Below are 18,209 nucleotides of genomic sequence, written 5' to 3'. Positions count from 1 at the left end.
TGCGCTAGTATTATTTATTCGGTTTCAATGAACTCGGCCGGATAAGAGGGTAGAAGAAAAATGAAAAACGCGTATGTCAAACGGATTTGGGAAGACGTTCAGCTGAAAAATGCCGACCAGAGCGAATTCCTCCAAGCGGTTCAGGAAGTTTTAACGACGATCGAACCCGCCGTCGCAAAGATGCAAAGAGAACTTGAGCGCAATGCGGTACTCGAGCGTTTCGTAGAGCCGGAACGCATCGTCATGTTCCGCGTGCCGTGGACGGACGATAAGGGGGTGCCGCACATCAACCGCGGTTACCGCGTGCAATTCAACAGTGCAATCGGTCCGTACAAGGGGGGCTTGCGCTTCAGTCCCGAAGTGAACCTTTCGGTTTTAAAATTTTTGGGTTTCGAGCAGACGCTCAAAAACAGTTTGACGACGCTTCCGATGGGCGGAGGCAAGGGCGGGAGCGATTTCGATCCGCACGGAAAATCGGACGCGGAAGTGATGCGCTTTTGTCAATCTTTCGTTACGGAATTGTACCGCCATATCGGTCCCGATACCGATGTACCTACAGGCGATAAGGGTGTGGGTGCGCGCGAAGTCGCGTTTATGTTCGGGCAGTATAAGCGCATTACGAATACGTTTTCCGGCGTACTCACCGGCAAGGGACTGGACTTCGGCGGCTCGCTCATCCGTACGGAAGCGACGGGCTACGGTCTCATCTATTTTGCCGAGTGTATGCTGAAAAAAATCGGCGAAGACTTTACCGGTAAAATATGTTCGGTGTCGGGCGACGGAAACGTCGCGCAGTACGTTGCCGAAAAATTGATTCATCTCGGTGCAAAACCGGTAACGCTCAGCGATCACACGGGATTCATTTTCGATGCCGGAGGCATCACGCAAAAAAAACTCGATTACGTAAAAAAAATCCGCGGCGCACATAAGGGCATTTCCGAATACGCGAAAAAATTCCCCGAAGCGAAGTTTACCGCGAATGCGAGACCGTGGTCGGTAAAAGTCGACTGTGCGTTTCCGTGCGCGACGCAAAACGAACTTAACGGAAAAGATGCCGATACGCTTATCAAAAACGGCGTCAGGCTTGTCGCCGAAGGTGCGAATATGCCGAGTACGCTCGACGCGACAGCGAAGTTTCAAAACGCAAAAGTCCTGTTTGCTCCCGGCAAAGCTTCGAATGCCGGCGGCGTTTCCGTTTCCGGCCTCGAAATGAGCCAAAACAGCGAACACCTTTCGTGGTCAAAGGAAGAAGTCGACGCGAAACTCCGGCGGATCATGACGAACATCCACGACAACGCATACGATACGGCAAAAGAGTTCGGTGTAAAAGGCGATTATGTCGCCGGTGCGAATATTGCGGGATTCGTCAAAGTCGCCCGTGCGATGATTGCGCAGGGGCTGGTGTAAGCATACAAGCGCCGCAGTGTGCGATGTGTGCCGTACGTTTTGCGGCGAGCGGAGGAATTTATGAAATGCGTTCGTTTTATGCTTCCGATTTTTGCGGCGGCATTGTTGTTCGCGGGCTGCGCATCCGCATCGAAAGCATCTGCAAAAGAGCAGGCTCCTGCTGCGGCGGCGAAAACACCCGAGTGGCGGACATTCCGCGGAAAAGTGACGGCGATAGAAAAATACGGTCATGCCGTTACCGATATCGCATTTGCCGATATGCAAAAGGCGGGCTATGAACACGGCGATATCGTAACCGTACGCTTCGACAACGGCTATACCTTCAGCGCACCCGTCGTTGCAAACTACGATGTCGATAAGGGCGCTTTTCTCGTACGCACGAATCACGCCGGAGGATTTATCGCCGCATGTATCAATTACGGAAAACTGAACGAAGCGGCAAAGGTCGGCATCGGCTCTGCGCTCACCGTTTCGATGAAACAAAAAGGCGGTTATCGCGAACAGTATGCGCTGCGTGCTCTTTCGAAAAGCGACAAGCGGGGTAACTATGCGTCGGATGAAGCCTTTGCCAATTTCAGAGGCGTTTCGCTCGGCTCGATCGGAAAAAATATTTTATATCGCGGAAGCCACCCTGTGAAAAAAGGCTGGACGCGCGCTCCCTATGCGTCGGCTCTTATGGAACGGGCGAAGATCAAAACGGTCGTCGATATGTCCGATTCCCGAAACGAACTCCTGTCGTACCTTGATCCGTCGAATCCTCAATACTCCGCGTATTACGCATCGCTCGATAAAACCGGCAGCGTCGTGTGCCTGAGCATGAATATCGATTTTACGAGCGACTTGTTTGCGGCCGGTATCATCGGAGCTTTGCGCTTTATGACCATTCACGAAGGGCCGTATTACCTGCACTGCATCGAAGGAAAAGACCGTACCGGCTTTATTATGATTTTGCTCGAATCGCTCATGGGTGCAAGCAAAGAAGAGGCTATGCGCGACTATATGCAAAGCTACGTCGATTTTTATCACGTCGAAAAAGGCAGCTACAAATACAACGTTATCGCAAAGGCGAACTTTGAGCCGATGTATAAAACGATCGTCGGAAACTCGTCTCCCGTCAAAGGCGCGCGCATATCTTTCGGCACACGACATGAGCGACGATGAAATCGAAGCGCTCGTGCAGCGCCTTCGTTGACGGAATTTTTTAACAAAAAGCGATTTGCTATGACAGAAACTTTCAAAAATAGAACGCTCGTCGTCTACACGGACGGCGGCTGCAGCGGAAATCCCGGACCGGGCGGCTGGGCATGCGTCATCATCGACGGGGAAAAAGAAAAAATGCTGAGCGGCGGAGAAAAATCGACGACGAACAACCGTATGGAACTCACTGCCGCAATCGCTGCCCTTTCCGCCCTTGCGCAAAACTCTCAGTACCGCGGGCGACCGGTGCGCGTTTTTTGCGACAGTCAATACGTCAAAAACGGCATTACATCGTGGATCCGGTCGTGGAAAAAAAACGGCTGGCGCACGGCGGCGAAAAAGCCCGTCTTAAACCGCGATCTTTGGGAAACGCTCGACGCCCTTTCCGCATCGCTCGACATCACGTGGTCGTGGGTAAAAGGACACGCGGGAGTCGAATACAACGAACTGTGCGACGATCTGTGCCAAAAAGAGATCCGCCGGCAAAAAGATTGATCTCCGACTGTATTTGTTAATTAATAATTATTAATTACTGGGTATTCCGGCAGGTTTTCCTCGCTCAATACTCGTCATGCGCCGGTTTTTTGCCCGTACTTTGAACGCGCTGCATATACGGTGCAATCGCAGCGTCTATGTTTTCTTCGGAGAGCGCGTCCATCATCTGCGAAGTCATCGCTTTTGTAAAATAAAACCTGAGCGTTGCGGACGCTGCGATTTTCGAATGGCCGGTATTGTATTGCTCGTTTTCAGCCGACGGCACGGAAAGCAAAAAGTAGGGAGAACCGTCTTTGAATTCGTAACCGAACTGTACGCGGGAGCGCGCACGATTCCCGATCATCGTGGCAAAGGATCCCCACTGCAGTGAAACGGGATGTTCCCCATACTCTTTTGTATGCGATCCTTTTCTGTCGAGCCGTTTGTTTTCAAAATCGTCGAGATATCGATCGACGGCTTCGCGAAATAAACTGCGGCCGGCTTTATTCAGCAGCACGTGATACATGCCGCCGCGGTACCACGCGGCAAATCCCGAAAGCCCCGTTTCGATATTGTAAATGCACAGCGCGTCTTCTTCTTTCAGTGTGCCGAACGCGGTTTTTTGAAATACGCGCGTCATATCGATTTCGATGTCCTGTTGTCCGCCGGTAAAAAAATTGACAAAAGCGTTTCCTTTGTTCTTTTGCGCCGCACTGCCGGCCGCATCGGAATCCGCTTTCGGAATTTGTATCTGCGTTCCGGAAGTTTGTGCCGCATATACGTCTCTTTGCGATTGATTTTGTGCCGGCTCGGTCGACTTGCACGAAACGCATGCGAGCGCGCCGACCAGTACGAACGGCAATGCGATGATATAGGATTGTATTTTTTTCATAAGAACCTCGATGTAATTGGCATTTCCGTAGCTATAGCATAAAAAGCGTGTTGTGTATACTGTAGTTACAGCGATTGTGCTTCCCCCTTTCGGCACCGATCATTCGCCCGCCCGTTGTTTTTTATTTTCGACATCCCAATCGATTTCTATGGAGCGGTGTTCGATGTCCTGAATGCGCCGGTAGGTGAGGCAGTCGGCGCGGTGCACGGTGATTCCCCTGTTCCGCGAAATATAGCCGACGATCGCATCGGGGTATTTCGGTTTGCAGCACTGAGCGAAGGTGACGAAAAAATTCGTCGAACTTCCGATGCGTATTTTGCCCGTTCCCTGTACCGTGTCGGTGTGTGCGCCCGTTCCCTTTTTGTGCCGCCTCGTTTCCTGAATTTCGCGGGAGGTTGTCGTGTTCGCGGCCTGCGCCGTTTCCGTTTTCGCTTTGTCGGTAAAGGTCGGATCGTGTGCGGTGAGCCACGCGTGGATCTTTTGCCGCGCTTTTGCGGTTTTTACCGCCGCGAGCTGAGAAGCCGTCGGGTGCGCCTGCGGATTCGTGAGGATTTCGATGATCTGCGTATTTTGCAGCGGCTCGACGAGCGGGATGATTTTTCCGTCCGCTTTTGCACCGACGATTTTTTCGCCGATAGCCGAGTGGATGCGGTATGCGAAGTCGATCGCGTTCGATCCTGCCGGGAGCTGTACGACTTGTCCCTTAGGCGTAAACACATAGATTTCATCGCCGAGCAAATCGTTTTTCAGCGCGCTGAAAAAGTTTTCGTCGGAAACGTGACCGTCGCGCAGTTCGCGCAGTTCGTTGAAAATGCCGAGATGTTCGATGTCGACAAAGTCGCGGCTCTTTCCTTTTTTGTACAGCCAGTGGCTCGCGATACCGTGCTCGGCCGCTTCGTCCATCGCTTTTGTGCGTATCTGTATTTCGAGCGGTTTCCCGTCGCACATGACGGTCGTATGCAGCGAGCGGTAGCCGTTCGCTTTCGGCATGGCGATGTAATCTTTAAATCGTCCGTCGAGCGGTTTCCAAAGATTGTGCACGATGCCGACGATCGTATAGCATTCCGAGTTTGCGTTGCAGATGATGCGGAGCGCGAGCAGATCGTAGAGCTTGTCGGGCGACACGTTGCGCTTGCGCATTTTTTGATAAATCGAATAAAAATGTTTTGCACGGCTCGTAATGCGAATGTGAATACCTTCTTTTTCGGCTGCCGTTCGAATCTGCTCGACGGCTTTTTCGAGATAGGCGTTTCGTTCGTCTTTTTTTTGTGCAACGATCGCTTTGATCTGCAAAAACACATCGGGATTCGTATACTTTAAACTCAAATCTTCGAATTCGTTTTTTTCTTCCTGCATACCGAGCCGATCCGCAAGCGGCGCCCAGATATCGATTATCTCCGCGGCAAGCGTACGCTGCGCCGCTTCGGGAAGCGTATCGATACAGCGTATTTGATCGAGTTTGTCGGCGAGTTTTATAAGGATGATGCGCACGTCGTCGACCATCGCAAAGAGCATTTTGCGTACCGCTTCCGCCTGCTGAATCGTCGAATGTCCGACGGGCATGTGCATGATCTTCGTCGTACCGTCGATGAGGCAGGAAGCGCTTTCGTCAAACGCTTTGCGTATGTCGTCTTTCGTGACGTCGAAATCGTATATCGTGTGGAGCAAAGCTGCGCATATCGATTCGGAATCCATTCTGTTTTGCGCGAGGATGTATGCGATGCGGAGCGGATGCACATAGTACGGAGAGCCGTCGGTTCGATTTTTGCCGCGCGATTTTTCACAGAGGAGATTCCATGCCGCATCGATTTTTTGTTTGTCTTCATCGGAATAAAAGTCGAAGGTGCCGAAAAATTCTCTCAGCAGTGCGGCGGTATCGCGTATATCGGCTTTGATCGGGACGGTCATACTCATCGCATTATCGTATCAAATCGCCGGTCATGAGGCAAGCATCGTTCTATCGCCTTTGCTCGTATAATTCGTACATCCTGTATCGTATCGATATTTCGGTTGTTAATAAAATATACTGGGGGTATTGATGAAACGGATACGATCGATAATTTTGTTACTGGTTTTTGTAGTGGCGGGTATTTTGACCGGCTGCAGCGCGCGCAAAAACTTTGCCGCAATGAAATACACAGCCGACAGTGCGCCTATGCGATCGGGCGGCGTCTATGCGGCCGAAGAAAAATCCGCCGGCACTCTTTCCGATGCTGCGCTGCCTTTGCCCGAAAACCGTAAGCTCATCCGCACGGGAAATATCCGTTTTGAAGTTTCGAGCCTTGCCGAAACGAAGGCGGCGACGGAAGCATGGGCGAAACGCTTCGGCGGTTATGTTTCCGATTTTTCGGAAGACGGCCGCTCGCTCGGCATGACGGTGCACATCCCGTCTTCCGCTTTTGACGATGCGATGTCGTCGTCCGGCGCTATCGGTAAAATCGTTTCGAAATCCGCGGACAGCGTCGACGTTACCGACCGTTTTTACGATTTGGATTCGCGTTTGGCAACTCGCCGCGTTTTGCTCGAGCGCTTGCAATCGTATCTTCGGGAAGCGAAAAATATGAAAGATATGCTCGAAATCGAAACGAAGATAAACGACGTGACGGCCGAAATCGAGCAGATGCAGGGACAGTTCAATCGATTGTCCAAGCAGATCGATTATTCGGAAATCTATATCGAAGCGAACTTGCCGTACAATCACGCGGAAGACAGGGGCTTTATTTTTCCCGATTTGAAATCTGCGTTTATCGAATTCTGTGAAACCGTCGTCGGATTTTTTGCAAACTTTATATTCGTCGTTTTGTATATAATCATTTTCGGCATACCGATTCTTTGCGTCGCCTTGTTGCTGTATTGGATTTGCTTCGGTAAAATCGGCGTGCTTCGAAAACTGTTCGGAAAGATACGAGCAGGGAAAAAAGAAAAATAAGCCCGAGCACGAGTTTCGAAAGTAGCAGCTGAACGGGTACTTCTAAAAACTTGCTTAGATTTTTAGAGGTACCGACGATTTCGGAAAGGTTTACGCATATAAAAAACGGGACGCCGCTCGGCATCCCGTTTGCATCTTTTTTGCTTACGGACGCGCGATGATGTCCGCGAGGTGCGGGCGTTTTGCCAAATCCTTCGGCAAAAGCTCTTCGCGCGCTTTGTTGACGTATTTCGGATCTTGGAAGCTGTACGTAAACTTCGTGTGGATGTCGTACGTGCCCTTCATGAGCGCGTACGCGTCTTCGGTCATGACGAGTTCTTCATCCGTCGGGATAACGAAGATTTTCGTTTTGCCGTCGTCGGCGCTGATGCACGTTTCCGCGTTTCCGGTGTTCGACCATTCGTTTTTCTGCGCATCGATTTTGATGCCGAGATCTTCCAATCCTTCGAGGCTTTTTCCGCGCACGATCGGTGAGTGTTCTCCGATACCCGCCGTAAACACGATCGCATCCACGCGGCCGAGAGCGGCTTTGTATGCGCCGATGTATTTTTTTAAGCGGTACGTAAACATTTCGATCGAAAGAGCGGCAAGTTTGTCGCCCGATGCCGCAGCGTTTTCGATATCACGGCCGTCCGTGTATTTTCCGTCCGTGATGCCGAGCAAGCCGCATTGCTTGTTGAGCGCCGTATCCATCTCTTCTGCGCTCATGCCGGTTTTGCGCATGATATAAAACGGGAGCGCCGCATCTATGTCGCCGCATCTCGTGCCCATGACGAGCCCCTCGAGCGGTGTGATGCCCATAGACGTATCGAAACATACGCCGCCTTTTACCGCGCATACCGATGCACCGTTTCCGAGATGGCAGATTATTAAATTCGTGTCTTTCGGCTGTTTGCCGAGCAGCACCGCAGCGCGTTTCGACGTGTACATAAACGACGTGCCGTGGAAACCGTAGCGGCGCGCGTGATATTTTTCGTACCATTCGTGCGGGATCGCATACATATACGACGCTTCGGGCATCGTCTGGTGCCAGGCTGTATCCATGACGGCGCAGTGCGGAACCTTCGGCAGCACTTTTTGCGCGGCTTCGATACCCATGATATTTGCAGGATTGTGCAGCGGCCCCAAATCCTGTACTTCGCGGAACGTATCGAGCACGGCCGGTGTGATGATGACGGACTTTGTGAATTTTTCACCGCCGTGGAGTACGCGATGACCGACCGCTCCGATAGCGCTCATGTCTTTGATGACGCCGACTTTTTCGTCGGTGATTTCTTTCATGATAAGTTCGATCGCTTCTTTGTGTGTCGGGCAGGGACTTTCGATTTTGTGTTTGTCGGCTCCGACGCAGTGCGTAATGACCGAACCCGGGCGGCCGACGCGTTCTACGATACCCGTGCACAAAACGGCTTTGTCGTCCCAGTCGTAAACTTGGTACTTTGCGGAAGATGAACCGCAGTTAAGCGTTAGAATAACCATACTCGCTTCCTTAATAAAAAATTGTGTGTAATATTATAAAAGTATTTGCCGTTCTCCGCAAGGTATCGCCGCAGCACTCGCGCGACAGATATAGAAGCGCCCGCTGCACTGTCTCCCGCTTTTCGCGTCAGATCTTCATCAGCGCCGCATACTTTTCCGCTATGCGCTTCGATTTTTCCGCGGCGAGTCCGCGGTAGCGCGCGGGGTTTTCGAAAAACGTTTCCGCGTTCTCGACTCCGAGCTTTTTCAGCTGTTCGGTTATTTTATTAAAAGCATCCGTGTGGCGCTTCAGCACGGCAAAAAACGGCTCTCCCGTCTTTTCGCATTCGAGCGTAATCTTTCTGACGATTTCATGACCGTCGCTCACTCCCGCTTCTCCGAGCAAAATATACGCCGGTTCCGCAAGTACTCCGCCCCTTACTCTGCCGCCCGCATTTTCAAGCGTCTTCGCCATCGCTTCCGTGTCCGCCTGTAAACCCGACACGACTTTTTTCATGCGGCTCACCGCCATCGTAAAGCCCGCGACGTAATCGGCGATAAACCGCTGGCTCGCGCTGTTTGTCAAATCGCGCTGATGTTCCGAAATCTGATCCATGTAAAACGTGATGACGCGCGGACACATCGCTTTCCACAAAGACTTTACGTGCTCGCTGTTCCACGGATTGCGCTTTTGCGGCATCGTACTCGAACCGACTTGCGTCGAACTGAAATACTCGAACACTTCTCCGATCTCCGAACGCTGGAGATTGCGCAAATCGTCGGCGAGGTTTGCGATGATGCCGAACGCGGTATTGCATTCGAGCAGCAGGCGTAAAAGGTATTCCGGTTCGACGAGCTGGTTCGAATATTCGCTCGCTTCGAGCCCGAGAAATGCGAGATAGCGCCGCTCCAAATCTTCGGGGTCTTTGACGATCATCGAAAGCCCGTTGTACGCGCCGACGGGGCCTGCGAGTTTTCCTTTCAGCTGCTTTGCAAGCTCTTCGATTTTAATAATCGATTTTCCGAGCCTCGAAACGAATTCTGCAATCGTCCAACCGAAGGTGATCGGAACGGCGTGCTGTCCGTGCGTGCGTCCGACTTGCGGCGTTTCGGCATCGCGCAGCGCGATATCGCAGAGCGCCCTTTCGAGCGCTTTCAGTTCGGGCAGGGTTACGTTTTGCATAACGTCTCGCATGCGAAGTGCAAGCGCAGTATCGAGTATGTCGACGCTTGTCGCACCCAAGTGAACGAAAGGCGCGATTTCACTCGGAACCGTCCGCTTCATCACGTTGACGAGCGCGCGGATATTGTGCTGCGTCTTTTCTTCTTCGGCGTACACTTCTTCGGGATCAACGGTATTTGCCGCCGCATCGATCGCCTGCTCGATTTCAGACGTGAGCGCGCCGCGCACTTCGAAATGCGCTTTTACGAGAGCTGCTTCGGCTTTCGCGCACGAGCGCACCGCCGCCTCTTCGGAAATGCAGCGCGCGAGTTTATCGTATACGTCTTTTTCGGAAATCGAATAACGGTGATCCACCGGCGAAATATTTTCAAAAACGGAACGGGTTTTCATGCGGAAAGTATGCAGGAAAAACGGAAAACTTGCAATGCGCTTCCGCTCGGACGCTTCGATTTTATTCGTGCGGAGGGTTTAATACCCTGACGCCTTGTGTCGGGGTATGTTGATTTTAATAAAATTGATCAATGTGCGGAAGACGGGGAGCGCGTTATATTGATATTGCCGCTTTCGGTTTTTACTTTGATCGATACCGCATCGTTTTTATACCGTACGGAACCGTTTCCTTTTGCATCGGTATTCGTAAATGCGTCTTTGACTTTGCCGTCGGGAGCGGCGTATTCGAGCATGTAGCCTTCGTTTTCCGGCAGCGCAATGTTTACCGAACCGCTTCCGCATGAGAACGACGCTTCGCTCATCATGGTTTTCGCGCTGAAATTGATTCCGCCTTTTTGCGATGCCGCATCGATATAATCGCACGAGCCGCTGTAGTTTATCCGGCCTTTTGCCGCCGCTATGTGTACGCTTTTTGCGTCGGTGTCGCCGCATACGATCATACCCGTTTCGCTTGCGAGCGAAAGCGCCGTAAACGAGCACGCATCGAACACGATTTTACCGCCTGAGGTTTTTACGTCGAACACGCCGCATGTAAAGCCGCTTACGCTGACGGCGCCGCTCGTCGTTTTGACCGAAATGAAAAAATTATTAATTTCGATCGGCATCGTACGCGGTACTTTTATATCGATCTCCGTGCGGTCGAGCATCGTGTGCTCCTGCCTGTCTTCGGCGATGACGACGGCGTTGTCTTTGAGGATGGCGTAGGGTCTGTCGTTTTGCTTACGGTCGGACGTGATCAAAAGCTCGATGCGCGATTCGTCCCATTGAGAAAATTTCAAATCGCACGAAGAAACGTCCGCTTTGATTTCGGATATCCTGTCCGATTGAAAAAATACCGTTTCGGTTTTCGCTTTTTCTTTGCCGCTTTTTGCCGGTTTTTCCGTTGTACCGCCGTCCGAACGGCTGATCAGCAGTATTTCCGCGCCGACGGCGATGACGAGCGTTGCGATGATCGCGACAGCCGTCTTTGCATGATGATCCATACAGCTTCCTGTTTTCTATATTTGCATTTCCGATGCGGTTGTCCTATGTGTTGGCTTTCGGTATTATTGTAGTGTAAATGTATGAAAAAGACAAATGCAATGCGCATCCTTGAAAGCGCGCACATTCCGTATGAAACGGCTTCATACGACGATGACGGAGAACACGAACTCGGTCGAGGGGCGGCAGAGGCGCTCGCAAAAAGAATCGGCATCGATCCGAAGTTTATTTTTAAAACGATCGTCATGCGCACGGAAACGAAAGATCTGTGCGTGTTTTGTGAAAGCGCCGTAAATGAAATCAATTTGAAAAAAGCGCGGACCGTCGCAGGTGCAAAAGAAATCGAACCGGTAAAACCCGACGAACTTTTGCAGTTGACCGGCTATGTGCGCGGCGGCTGTTCGCCGCTCGGCATGAAGCGAAAATATCGAACCTTTATCGACACGTGCGCACTCGATTGCGAAAAAATCTACATCAGCGCCGGCACGCGCGGAGAGCAGATCATCATCAAGCCGGACGATTTGATAAAAGCCTGCGATGCACTCGTATGCGATTTGGCGCTGTAAAATCAGCTTGTACGATTTATACGGTCTGTGCGAGCAGAGCGGAAATCGAAAAAGCCCTGTCGCCGAATTTTTCTATATGCCGTACGAGATCGATATACAATAATTCGGATGCCACATCCGCGCCGTTTTCGAGCCGCTTTTGCGCTTTCTTTTTGAGCGCTCTGCGGAACGAATCGATTTGATCTTCTATCTCTTTTGCGAAGGCGAGCTTTTCGGCGTTGAGATGCTTGTTTGCATTGATATGGATAAATTGCAAAAATTCCCGTGCGAGTTCGACATAGGGAATGAGATCGTCCAAATCTTCCTGCAAAAACGACATCTTTTTTACGATGCTTTTTTGCAGCAGCATTGCGATACTTAAGCAGTCATCCGTCATGCTTTCGAGTTCATCGACGATCTGCAGCATGATCGACAGATTATTAAGCTGATTTTCACTGATCGGAAGATGTTCGCACTGTACGATGTAGTGTGAAAGCCGTACGTGCATTTGATCGACGTAATTTTCCGCTTGTACGAGCGGCGCAACGTGTTCGTCGATAAACGACTGCGAACGGTTTTTAATTCCCGATTGGATGCGGTCGAACATATCCGATACGATATCGGTCATGTCCGCGATTTCTTTTTCTATCCTGATGATCCCGGCGAGCGCGCTGCCTTTCGTATGTGCCGACAGCGGTTCGAGCCGATAGTCGCTCAGCGCATCGGATGCTTTCGGTTTAATAATTTTTTCCGTACCGGCCGCGATGTATTTTATAAACGGAAGGAATATGAGCGCGGTAATGACATTGAATGCCGTATGCATCATTGCAATGTGATACGTGATATCGCTTTCGACAGGACCGGGAACGATATAATCGACAAATGCGAGCAGCGGATGAAAAAATATAAACGAAAGGACGGCACCTGCTATGTTAAACATGATATGGACAAAGCACGCGCGGCGGGCGTTTACTTTCGTACCGATTGCTGCAAGAATCGAATCGATTGTAGAGCCGACGTTGCTGCCGATGACCATAGCGCATGAAGTTTCCCATGTGAGCAAATGATTGTACGCCATTGTCAAAATGATTGCGGTGAGTGCGCTCGATGAATGTAAAATGGCCGTAAGCACGACGCCAGCAATAGCCGCGAGCGCGATCGATAAGATACCGGAGTTTTGAAATTTTGTCGGAAAAGAAAGCAGTCCCGCATCGCGTACGGTGATCGTACCGGAAAGCATGGAAAGCCCGACGAACAAAAGTGCGAATCCCATAATCGCTTCGCCGATATTCTGTACTCGAAGTTTTTTCAGCGCCGTAAGCAAAAATCCGAATCCGAAAATCGGAATCGCAAAGGCTGCGATATTAAAATTAAAACCGAATAATGCCACGATCCATGCAGTAATCGTCGTGCCGATATTTGCACCGAAAATGACGCCGACGGACTGCGTCAGCGTAATGAGCCCTGCATTTACGAATGAAACAATCATGACCGTTGTTGCGCCTGACGATTGAATTATCATCGTCACGATCATACCGGTGAGAAGTGCAACGAATCGGTTGCCGGTCATAAAGCCGAGGACGCTTTGAAGCTTTTCTCCCGCACTTTTTTGAATGCCGCCGCTCATAAGCTTCATGCCGTATAAAAGAAATCCGAGACTGCCCATGAGCTGCGCAAATGCCCGTATACCGTTCACGCTTATATCATATACCGAATACGCGTTCTTTTCAAGAAAATACAAATCCGCTATACTTCGAGCAAGGGTTTGGCGGGGAAACATGAAAGTCGATACGGCGAATAGAAGACCCGGAAAACTCCGAGTTTATAAAACCTCGAAGTTCGTGCCGGTAGTTATTATGATTGTACTGTGTTGCCTCTTATTTTCGTGTAGCGACAAAGCGAAGCCTGTCGCAACGGCAACGGGAGACAGAGCGCTTTCCGTTTCCGCTGCGGGAGAAGATGCGGCGAGCCTCAAATTGCCGGCGCAGCTGTGGCACGTTTCCGATGAAGTCGTGTGCATACTTTTCGGCTACGGTTATAATGATGCGGCCTTTGTCGCTTCGATGACGGAAACCTTGTCGGCAAAATACGGAGCGGCTTCGGACGGAGGTCTTATTTTGCCGATCGTTTTTCCCGACGACTTTAAGCGAGGCTCCCGCTCCATAGCGGCGGAGCTGCCGCTTCTTGTCGGCGAAAAAAAATTGCGCGGCGTTATCCTGCTCGGCGCGCCCGAAAACACGCATTTCGGCGTCGCGCACCTGCAGGACAGATACGACGGCGTCTTTCCGTTTCCCGTGTTTTCGTTTTTTTCGCAGGACGACGTATCGGGTACGGAAGGGACGGCGGATATCGTGCTCGATAAAGCGCAGGAAGCCGACATCGACGGAGTTATTAAAAACGAATCGGAGCAAGTCTTTGTAAAAGAAGTGCCGGATTTTGTTCGCCGCTCCGTCAATTTTATGCTTACCGTTGACGGGGCGCTCGCAAAAGATAACGACCTCTTAGTCTATCTGAAAAAAATTACCGGTAATGCGAAGATGCGTCGTTACGTCGATCCCGAATCGGGCTTGCAGTCGGTCAATCATTTTATTTTAGCCGATTGATTTTTATGATTACGCTGAAACAGACGGAGCATCATCTGCTCGGCGGAAAGCGCGATATCGCTTCTCTTGCGAAAAAAGCAAGCGCGCGCATTCTTGTCCTCTCCGATTCGCACGGGCAGCGTGAACTTTTTCGCCTCATCGTTGAAAAGGCAGGCCCCTCGTGTGATGCGCTCGTATTTTGCGGCGACGGTGCGGGCGATTTTGTTTCGTGCATGGACGATGCGGCAAGCGATGTTGTATTTGCACATCTTGTGCCGCCGGTAGCGGCTTTCGTCGAAGGCAACGGAGACGCCGACAGGTTTCCTTCTCGCTTTAATCCGGGCGACGAAAAATCGTCCCATGTTTTTTATGAATTGATTATTCCGAAGCGGCAGATTTTACTGGCGGCCGGACACGTCATTTACGCGGTACACGGTCACGAGCAAGGCGCGTATTACGGAACGGACGCAATTGAGCGTGAATGTAAAGCTGCCGGCGCCGACATCGCTCTTTACGGTCACACGCATATCGCAGCCGAAATTCGTTCAGATGTCTACATCGTAAACCCCGGGAGCATTTCCTATCCGCGATCTCTCATGCCTCCGTCGTTTGCCGTTCTCGAACTCGACGGAAAAAACAGCAACGCCGTTTTTTATCGCATAGATGTGCGGTTTGACGGCATGCACTTTACTCCGTTTGCGCCGAAAAAGACGTCGCTGTGGCGGTGAGCGAACGGGTTCTCACCTGCGTGTCGAAACCGATGCGTGGCATGTGATTTTTATCGTATCATTCGGAGCTCTACACCCCGTGCATTGATTGCGAGCAAATTATTCGTCTCGCCTCGTATCGGGCACGAGCACGATGAGCGCGAGAGATGCGATATAGGGCAGGGCGATCAAAAGAGGAGAGGCGATGTTTTGAAAGACGTTTTGCAAGTTCGCCGCAAAATATTCCGCCGCGCAGAGGACGATAACGGCAGCCGCCGTGCCCCATCCCGTCCGCCTGCCCAAAAATACCGCTGCGAGGGCGAGCCATCCGCGTCCGCTTGAAATATTCGGCACGAACGACGAAAGCCTGAACGACAGTATGCAGCCTGCAAGCGCACCGTAAAAAGCTGCGATACACCACGCCGCAGTCCTGCATGCCGACACGTCGATGCCGCGCGAAGTGAGGACGTCGGAATCTTTTCCGGTGATGCGGATGTAGAGCCCGTATTTTGTCCCGTAGAGAAATGCGAATCCTGCCGCCGTAAAAACGAAGGCGACGAGTGCCGTCGAAAGGCGTGCGTTTACGGCAGGAAACGAAAAGAGGGGAGACGTGAGGACGCCGCGTGTGCCGAAGAGGGCGACGGAAATGACCGACGCAAGGGCACCGCTAAAGAGGTTTAAACCGAGGGATGCCAAAAAGGGATTTGCGTGAAGCGATTCCACGGCGCGGATCGAAACGAATATGATGAGCGTGCAGGATAAGACCGAGAGGAATGCGCCTGCGATAAACGAACCGGTCAATACGCTGAACGCATAGCAAAAAAAAGCTGCGAGGTTGATGATACCGTCGAGAAAAACCGCCATGCGCCCGGAGTATTCGCTTGTGAGCGCGCCGAACGACGCCAAAAGCAGAGGCGCAGATAAAAGGGCTATGCTAAAGACCGCGTTTTGCATTTCGTATGCCTCCTGCATATTTGACGGCGATGCACGAAAGCATGACGCCTTGGATGAGAGAGCTCATATCGAAGCCGAAGTTATTGTTGAGCGCAACCCTATTTGCCGACGTAAAAAGCCACGAGAGCACAAGTCCTGCCGGAGCGATCATTGCGGGATTCGAATTCGCGATGAGCGCGCACGAAAGCGCATTCCATCCCATACCGCCGTAAAATCCCGCGTGGCACGTGTAGTACGTTCCCGCAACGGCGATAAAACCCGCAAGCCCGTGAAGCGCGCCTGCCGCTGCGAGCGTCGCATAGAGCGTGCGGCTTTGCCGATAGCCCGAGTATTTTGCAAACTCTTTCGATATCCCCGTAATCTGAAGGTGTCTTCCGCTTACCGTGCGGTATTTGACGTACCATACCGCGCCGCACAGCGCGAGCGGAATAAGCGCCAAAGCTGAAAGCGGGGATGGATTTAAAATATGCGCAAAGCGAAACCGCTCCGCGATAAACGGCGTTGCAAGGAGATTGTTCGTTTGTCCGCGGAACTTTCCCGCGATAAGCGAATCGATAAACGGAATCGCCGCCGCCGAAACGAGAAAGGACGTGAGAAGTACATCGGCGTTTTTTAATTGTCGAAGAGATGCCGATATGAGGGCCATCGCGCCGGGAAGCAAAAGAGATGCGGCAAAGGCGGCAGCCGTAACGAAGACGGGCGGCCATCCGACGGGAAGCGTAAAGACGACGGCTGCGGCAAATCCTCCGGCATAAATCTGACCTTCACCGCCTAAATTGTATTCACCCGCCGCGAGTACGATCGCGTCTCCGAGCGCGCCCGCAGCGAGGAGGGCTGCCGTATTGAGCACGCTTCCGAAATAGTAGCGCGACGTAAAAGAGCCCCCCAAAAAATCGAGGGCGGAAACGAGGGTGCGCGAAAAGAGAGCGAGGACTGCGACGGTGAGAACGAGACCTGCGATGACGGGGAGCGCGTCGAATATTGTTAATTTTTTCACGCAGCCTCCCGCACTTCGCGAAGACCGCCGCCTTCGAGTACGTAGTGCGCCGCACACAGCGCTTTCGGAAATTCCGACGACGAAAGCACGATGACGACGGCGCCGCGATGTGCAAAGTTTAAAAGCAGCTCCTGCGTGCGTTCGGCAGCTTTGCCGTCGAGTCCTTGCAGCGGCTCACACGCAATGATCAGATTCGGATCGTTTTCGAATTCGCGCGCGAGGATTAAACGCTGCAGCATGCCGCCCGAAAGAGATGCCGCTTTTTCATCGGGTCGAATCGAAACCTTCGCTTTTTCTATCAGTCGCTTCGTATATTCGTCCGCGCTCTTTCCGCCGTACATTGCGCATAAAAGCTGTTCGATCGAAAGATCGGGATTCGACGCGCGGAACGTTCTGTCTGACGGGATGATAGCCGTACGGAGTTTCGCTTCGGTTCGTAAAAAATACGGCGTCCACTTTCCCGATTTGAGATCGATGCATAAGCTTCGTTCCGCCGTTTTGATGCGGCACAATCCCGCCGTACGCGCGCTTTCCATACCCGTGATGACGTTTTCGAGCGTACCGAGTCCGCTTTCGGGCAATCCTTCGATGAGGGTAATGCAGCTGCTCTTCGCAGTAAACGACACGTCGAAAAGAGCCGGCCGTTTTTTCGGCCGCACGCCGATATGAGCGAACGAAATACAATCATCGTCATTTTTTTTGCTTACTTTTGCCGGAAGGACATAAACCTGCGCGGCTTCCGATTGTGTCTTCGGCACATACAGAGCGCTCCGCTCATAGTGCTCGGCACCCTTCCCCTTTTGCAGCACGGTTATCGTATCGGTATAGCGAGAAGCTTCCTGCATGATGTGCGTGATAACGACGATGTTCATTCCCTTATCTGCAAGTTCGCGGATATTTGCATAGAGGGAAACCCGCTCTTCCCGGTCGAGCAGCGCGGACGGCTCGTCGAGGATGAGCATGAGAGGTTCGCGTATAAGGGCAGATATGAGCGCCGTATAAAAGCGTTCGTTCCCTCCGATATGCGCGGCGAGAGCGCGGAAGTTTAAGTGCGGCGCCCATTTCGATTTTAACAATTCCGCGCGCGAAAAGATTTCGCCCTTTTTGAGTGTTTTTCCCGCAGCTCCGTATTCCGTTCCGAGGAGAATGTTTTCCCATACACTGATGCCGTCGGCGATAAGCGGCCTCTGACGCACGCAGACGATGCCTGCACGAAGGGCATCGCGCGGAGAAGAAAAATGCACGGCCTTTCCGTCGATGAGGATCGTACCGCCGTCGGGTTCGAGCGCGCCGCTTAAAACAGCCGCCGTCGTCGATTTTCCCGCGCCGTTTTCTCCGAGCAGCGCGTGAATCATACCGCCCTGAAAGACGAGGGAAAGATCTTCGAGCACCGTTTTGTGCAGATATCGTTTTGAAATATGTTCGAGCGCAACATCCATAGTAAATTAATTAA

The 18,209-nt window shown here is 51.8% G+C and carries 16 protein-coding genes; 7 read left to right on the top strand and 9 right to left on the bottom strand.

Features of this window, described 5'->3' with window-relative positions; all coding sequences use genetic code 11:
• Window positions 1–60: 60 nt before the first annotated feature.
• Genes gdhA through rnhA form a run of 3 tightly spaced genes read left to right on the top strand, consistent with a single transcriptional unit; the run spans window position 61 to window position 3,099 of the window.
• On the top strand, window positions 61–1,407 hold the full coding sequence (gdhA, locus tag IZU26_RS03170) for an NADP-specific glutamate dehydrogenase (RefSeq protein WP_433276710.1): 1,347 nt from the start codon (window positions 61–63) through the stop codon (window positions 1,405–1,407).
• A 60-nt stretch (window positions 1,408–1,467) separates the two neighbouring features.
• Window positions 1,468–2,568 carry a tyrosine-protein phosphatase gene (locus IZU26_RS03165; RefSeq protein ID WP_433276708.1) on the top strand — a complete coding sequence of 367 codons (1,101 nt, stop codon included), beginning with the start codon at window positions 1,468–1,470 and terminating at the stop codon, window positions 2,566–2,568.
• 60 nt (window positions 2,569–2,628) lie between these two features.
• Window positions 2,629–3,099, top strand: a complete 471-nt coding sequence (gene rnhA, locus IZU26_RS03160; protein WP_433276706.1) for a ribonuclease HI — start codon at window positions 2,629–2,631, stop codon at window positions 3,097–3,099.
• Window positions 3,100–3,163: 64 nt separating this feature from the next.
• Here the strand turns inward: rnhA and IZU26_RS03155 are convergent, their stop codons facing one another.
• Together IZU26_RS03155 and IZU26_RS03150 are read right to left on the bottom strand one after the other, a co-directional pair.
• The gene (locus tag IZU26_RS03155) at window positions 3,164–3,970 is read right to left on the bottom strand and encodes a hypothetical protein (RefSeq protein WP_433276704.1); all 807 of its coding nucleotides are present in this window, start codon (window positions 3,968–3,970) and stop codon (window positions 3,164–3,166) included.
• 99 nt (window positions 3,971–4,069) lie between these two features.
• The gene (locus tag IZU26_RS03150) at window positions 4,070–5,884 is read right to left on the bottom strand and encodes a RelA/SpoT family protein (protein ID WP_433276702.1); all 1,815 of its coding nucleotides are present in this window, start codon (window positions 5,882–5,884) and stop codon (window positions 4,070–4,072) included.
• 124 nt (window positions 5,885–6,008) lie between these two features.
• Between IZU26_RS03150 and IZU26_RS03145 the strand changes: the two genes are divergently transcribed.
• Window positions 6,009–6,899, top strand: coding sequence for a DUF4349 domain-containing protein (locus IZU26_RS03145; protein WP_433276700.1), 891 nt, complete (start codon window positions 6,009–6,011; stop codon window positions 6,897–6,899).
• Between the two features lie 144 nt (window positions 6,900–7,043).
• Here IZU26_RS03145 and IZU26_RS03140 read toward each other — a convergent pair whose 3' ends face one another.
• The 3 genes from IZU26_RS03140 to IZU26_RS03130 all read right to left on the bottom strand — a co-directional run bounded on the left by IZU26_RS03140 (window position 7,044) and on the right by IZU26_RS03130 (window position 10,973).
• Window positions 7,044–8,378: an acetate kinase gene (locus IZU26_RS03140; protein WP_021330678.1), complete on the bottom strand. Its 1,335-nt coding sequence runs from the start codon at window positions 8,376–8,378 to the stop codon at window positions 7,044–7,046.
• 127 nt (window positions 8,379–8,505) lie between these two features.
• The gene (locus tag IZU26_RS03135) at window positions 8,506–9,930 is read right to left on the bottom strand and encodes a lyase family protein (protein ID WP_433276698.1); all 1,425 of its coding nucleotides are present in this window, start codon (window positions 9,928–9,930) and stop codon (window positions 8,506–8,508) included.
• 128 nt (window positions 9,931–10,058) lie between these two features.
• On the bottom strand, window positions 10,059–10,973 hold the full coding sequence (locus tag IZU26_RS03130) for a DUF4097 family beta strand repeat-containing protein (protein ID WP_433276696.1): 915 nt from the start codon (window positions 10,971–10,973) through the stop codon (window positions 10,059–10,061).
• 81 nt (window positions 10,974–11,054) lie between these two features.
• Between IZU26_RS03130 and ybaK the strand changes: the two genes are divergently transcribed.
• Window positions 11,055–11,537, top strand: a complete 483-nt coding sequence (gene ybaK / locus IZU26_RS03125; RefSeq protein ID WP_433276694.1) for a Cys-tRNA(Pro) deacylase — start codon at window positions 11,055–11,057, stop codon at window positions 11,535–11,537.
• 16 nt (window positions 11,538–11,553) lie between these two features.
• Here the strand turns inward: ybaK and IZU26_RS03120 are convergent, their stop codons facing one another.
• On the bottom strand, window positions 11,554–13,182 hold the full coding sequence (locus IZU26_RS03120; RefSeq protein ID WP_433276999.1) for a Na/Pi cotransporter family protein: 1,629 nt from the start codon (window positions 13,180–13,182) through the stop codon (window positions 11,554–11,556).
• 190 nt (window positions 13,183–13,372) lie between these two features.
• Between IZU26_RS03120 and IZU26_RS03115 the strand changes: the two genes are divergently transcribed.
• Both IZU26_RS03115 and IZU26_RS03110 read left to right on the top strand, forming a co-directional pair.
• Window positions 13,373–14,119, top strand: a complete 747-nt coding sequence (locus IZU26_RS03115; RefSeq protein ID WP_310822964.1) for a hypothetical protein — start codon at window positions 13,373–13,375, stop codon at window positions 14,117–14,119.
• 5 nt (window positions 14,120–14,124) lie between these two features.
• Window positions 14,125–14,826 (top strand): YfcE family phosphodiesterase, encoded by a 702-nt coding sequence (locus IZU26_RS03110; RefSeq protein ID WP_021330620.1) that lies wholly within the window; start codon window positions 14,125–14,127, stop codon window positions 14,824–14,826.
• Window positions 14,827–14,925: 99 nt separating this feature from the next.
• Here IZU26_RS03110 and IZU26_RS03105 read toward each other — a convergent pair whose 3' ends face one another.
• Genes IZU26_RS03105 through IZU26_RS03095 form a run of 3 tightly spaced genes read right to left on the bottom strand, consistent with a single transcriptional unit; the run spans window position 14,926 to window position 18,195 of the window.
• Complete coding sequence (locus IZU26_RS03105) at window positions 14,926–15,759, bottom strand: ABC transporter permease subunit (RefSeq protein WP_433276690.1); 834 nt, start codon at window positions 15,757–15,759, stop codon at window positions 14,926–14,928.
• Entirely contained in the window at window positions 15,740–16,756 is a 1,017-nt protein-coding gene (locus IZU26_RS03100; RefSeq protein ID WP_433276687.1) for an ABC transporter permease subunit, read from the bottom strand. The genes IZU26_RS03105 and IZU26_RS03100 overlap by 20 nt, the downstream gene beginning before the upstream one ends.
• Entirely contained in the window at window positions 16,753–18,195 is a 1,443-nt protein-coding gene (locus tag IZU26_RS03095; protein WP_433276685.1) for an ATP-binding cassette domain-containing protein, read from the bottom strand. Before IZU26_RS03095 ends, IZU26_RS03100 begins: the two co-directional genes overlap by 4 nt.
• Window positions 18,196–18,209: the final 14 nt, after the last annotated feature.

The sequence above is a fragment of the Treponema sp. SP13 genome, assembly GCF_050938355.1.
Lineage (GTDB): Bacteria > Spirochaetota > Spirochaetia > Treponematales > Treponemataceae > Treponema_D > Treponema_D socranskii.
Note: the sequence above shows the minus strand (reverse complement) of the source record. Positions and strands in the feature narration are given on the sequence as shown.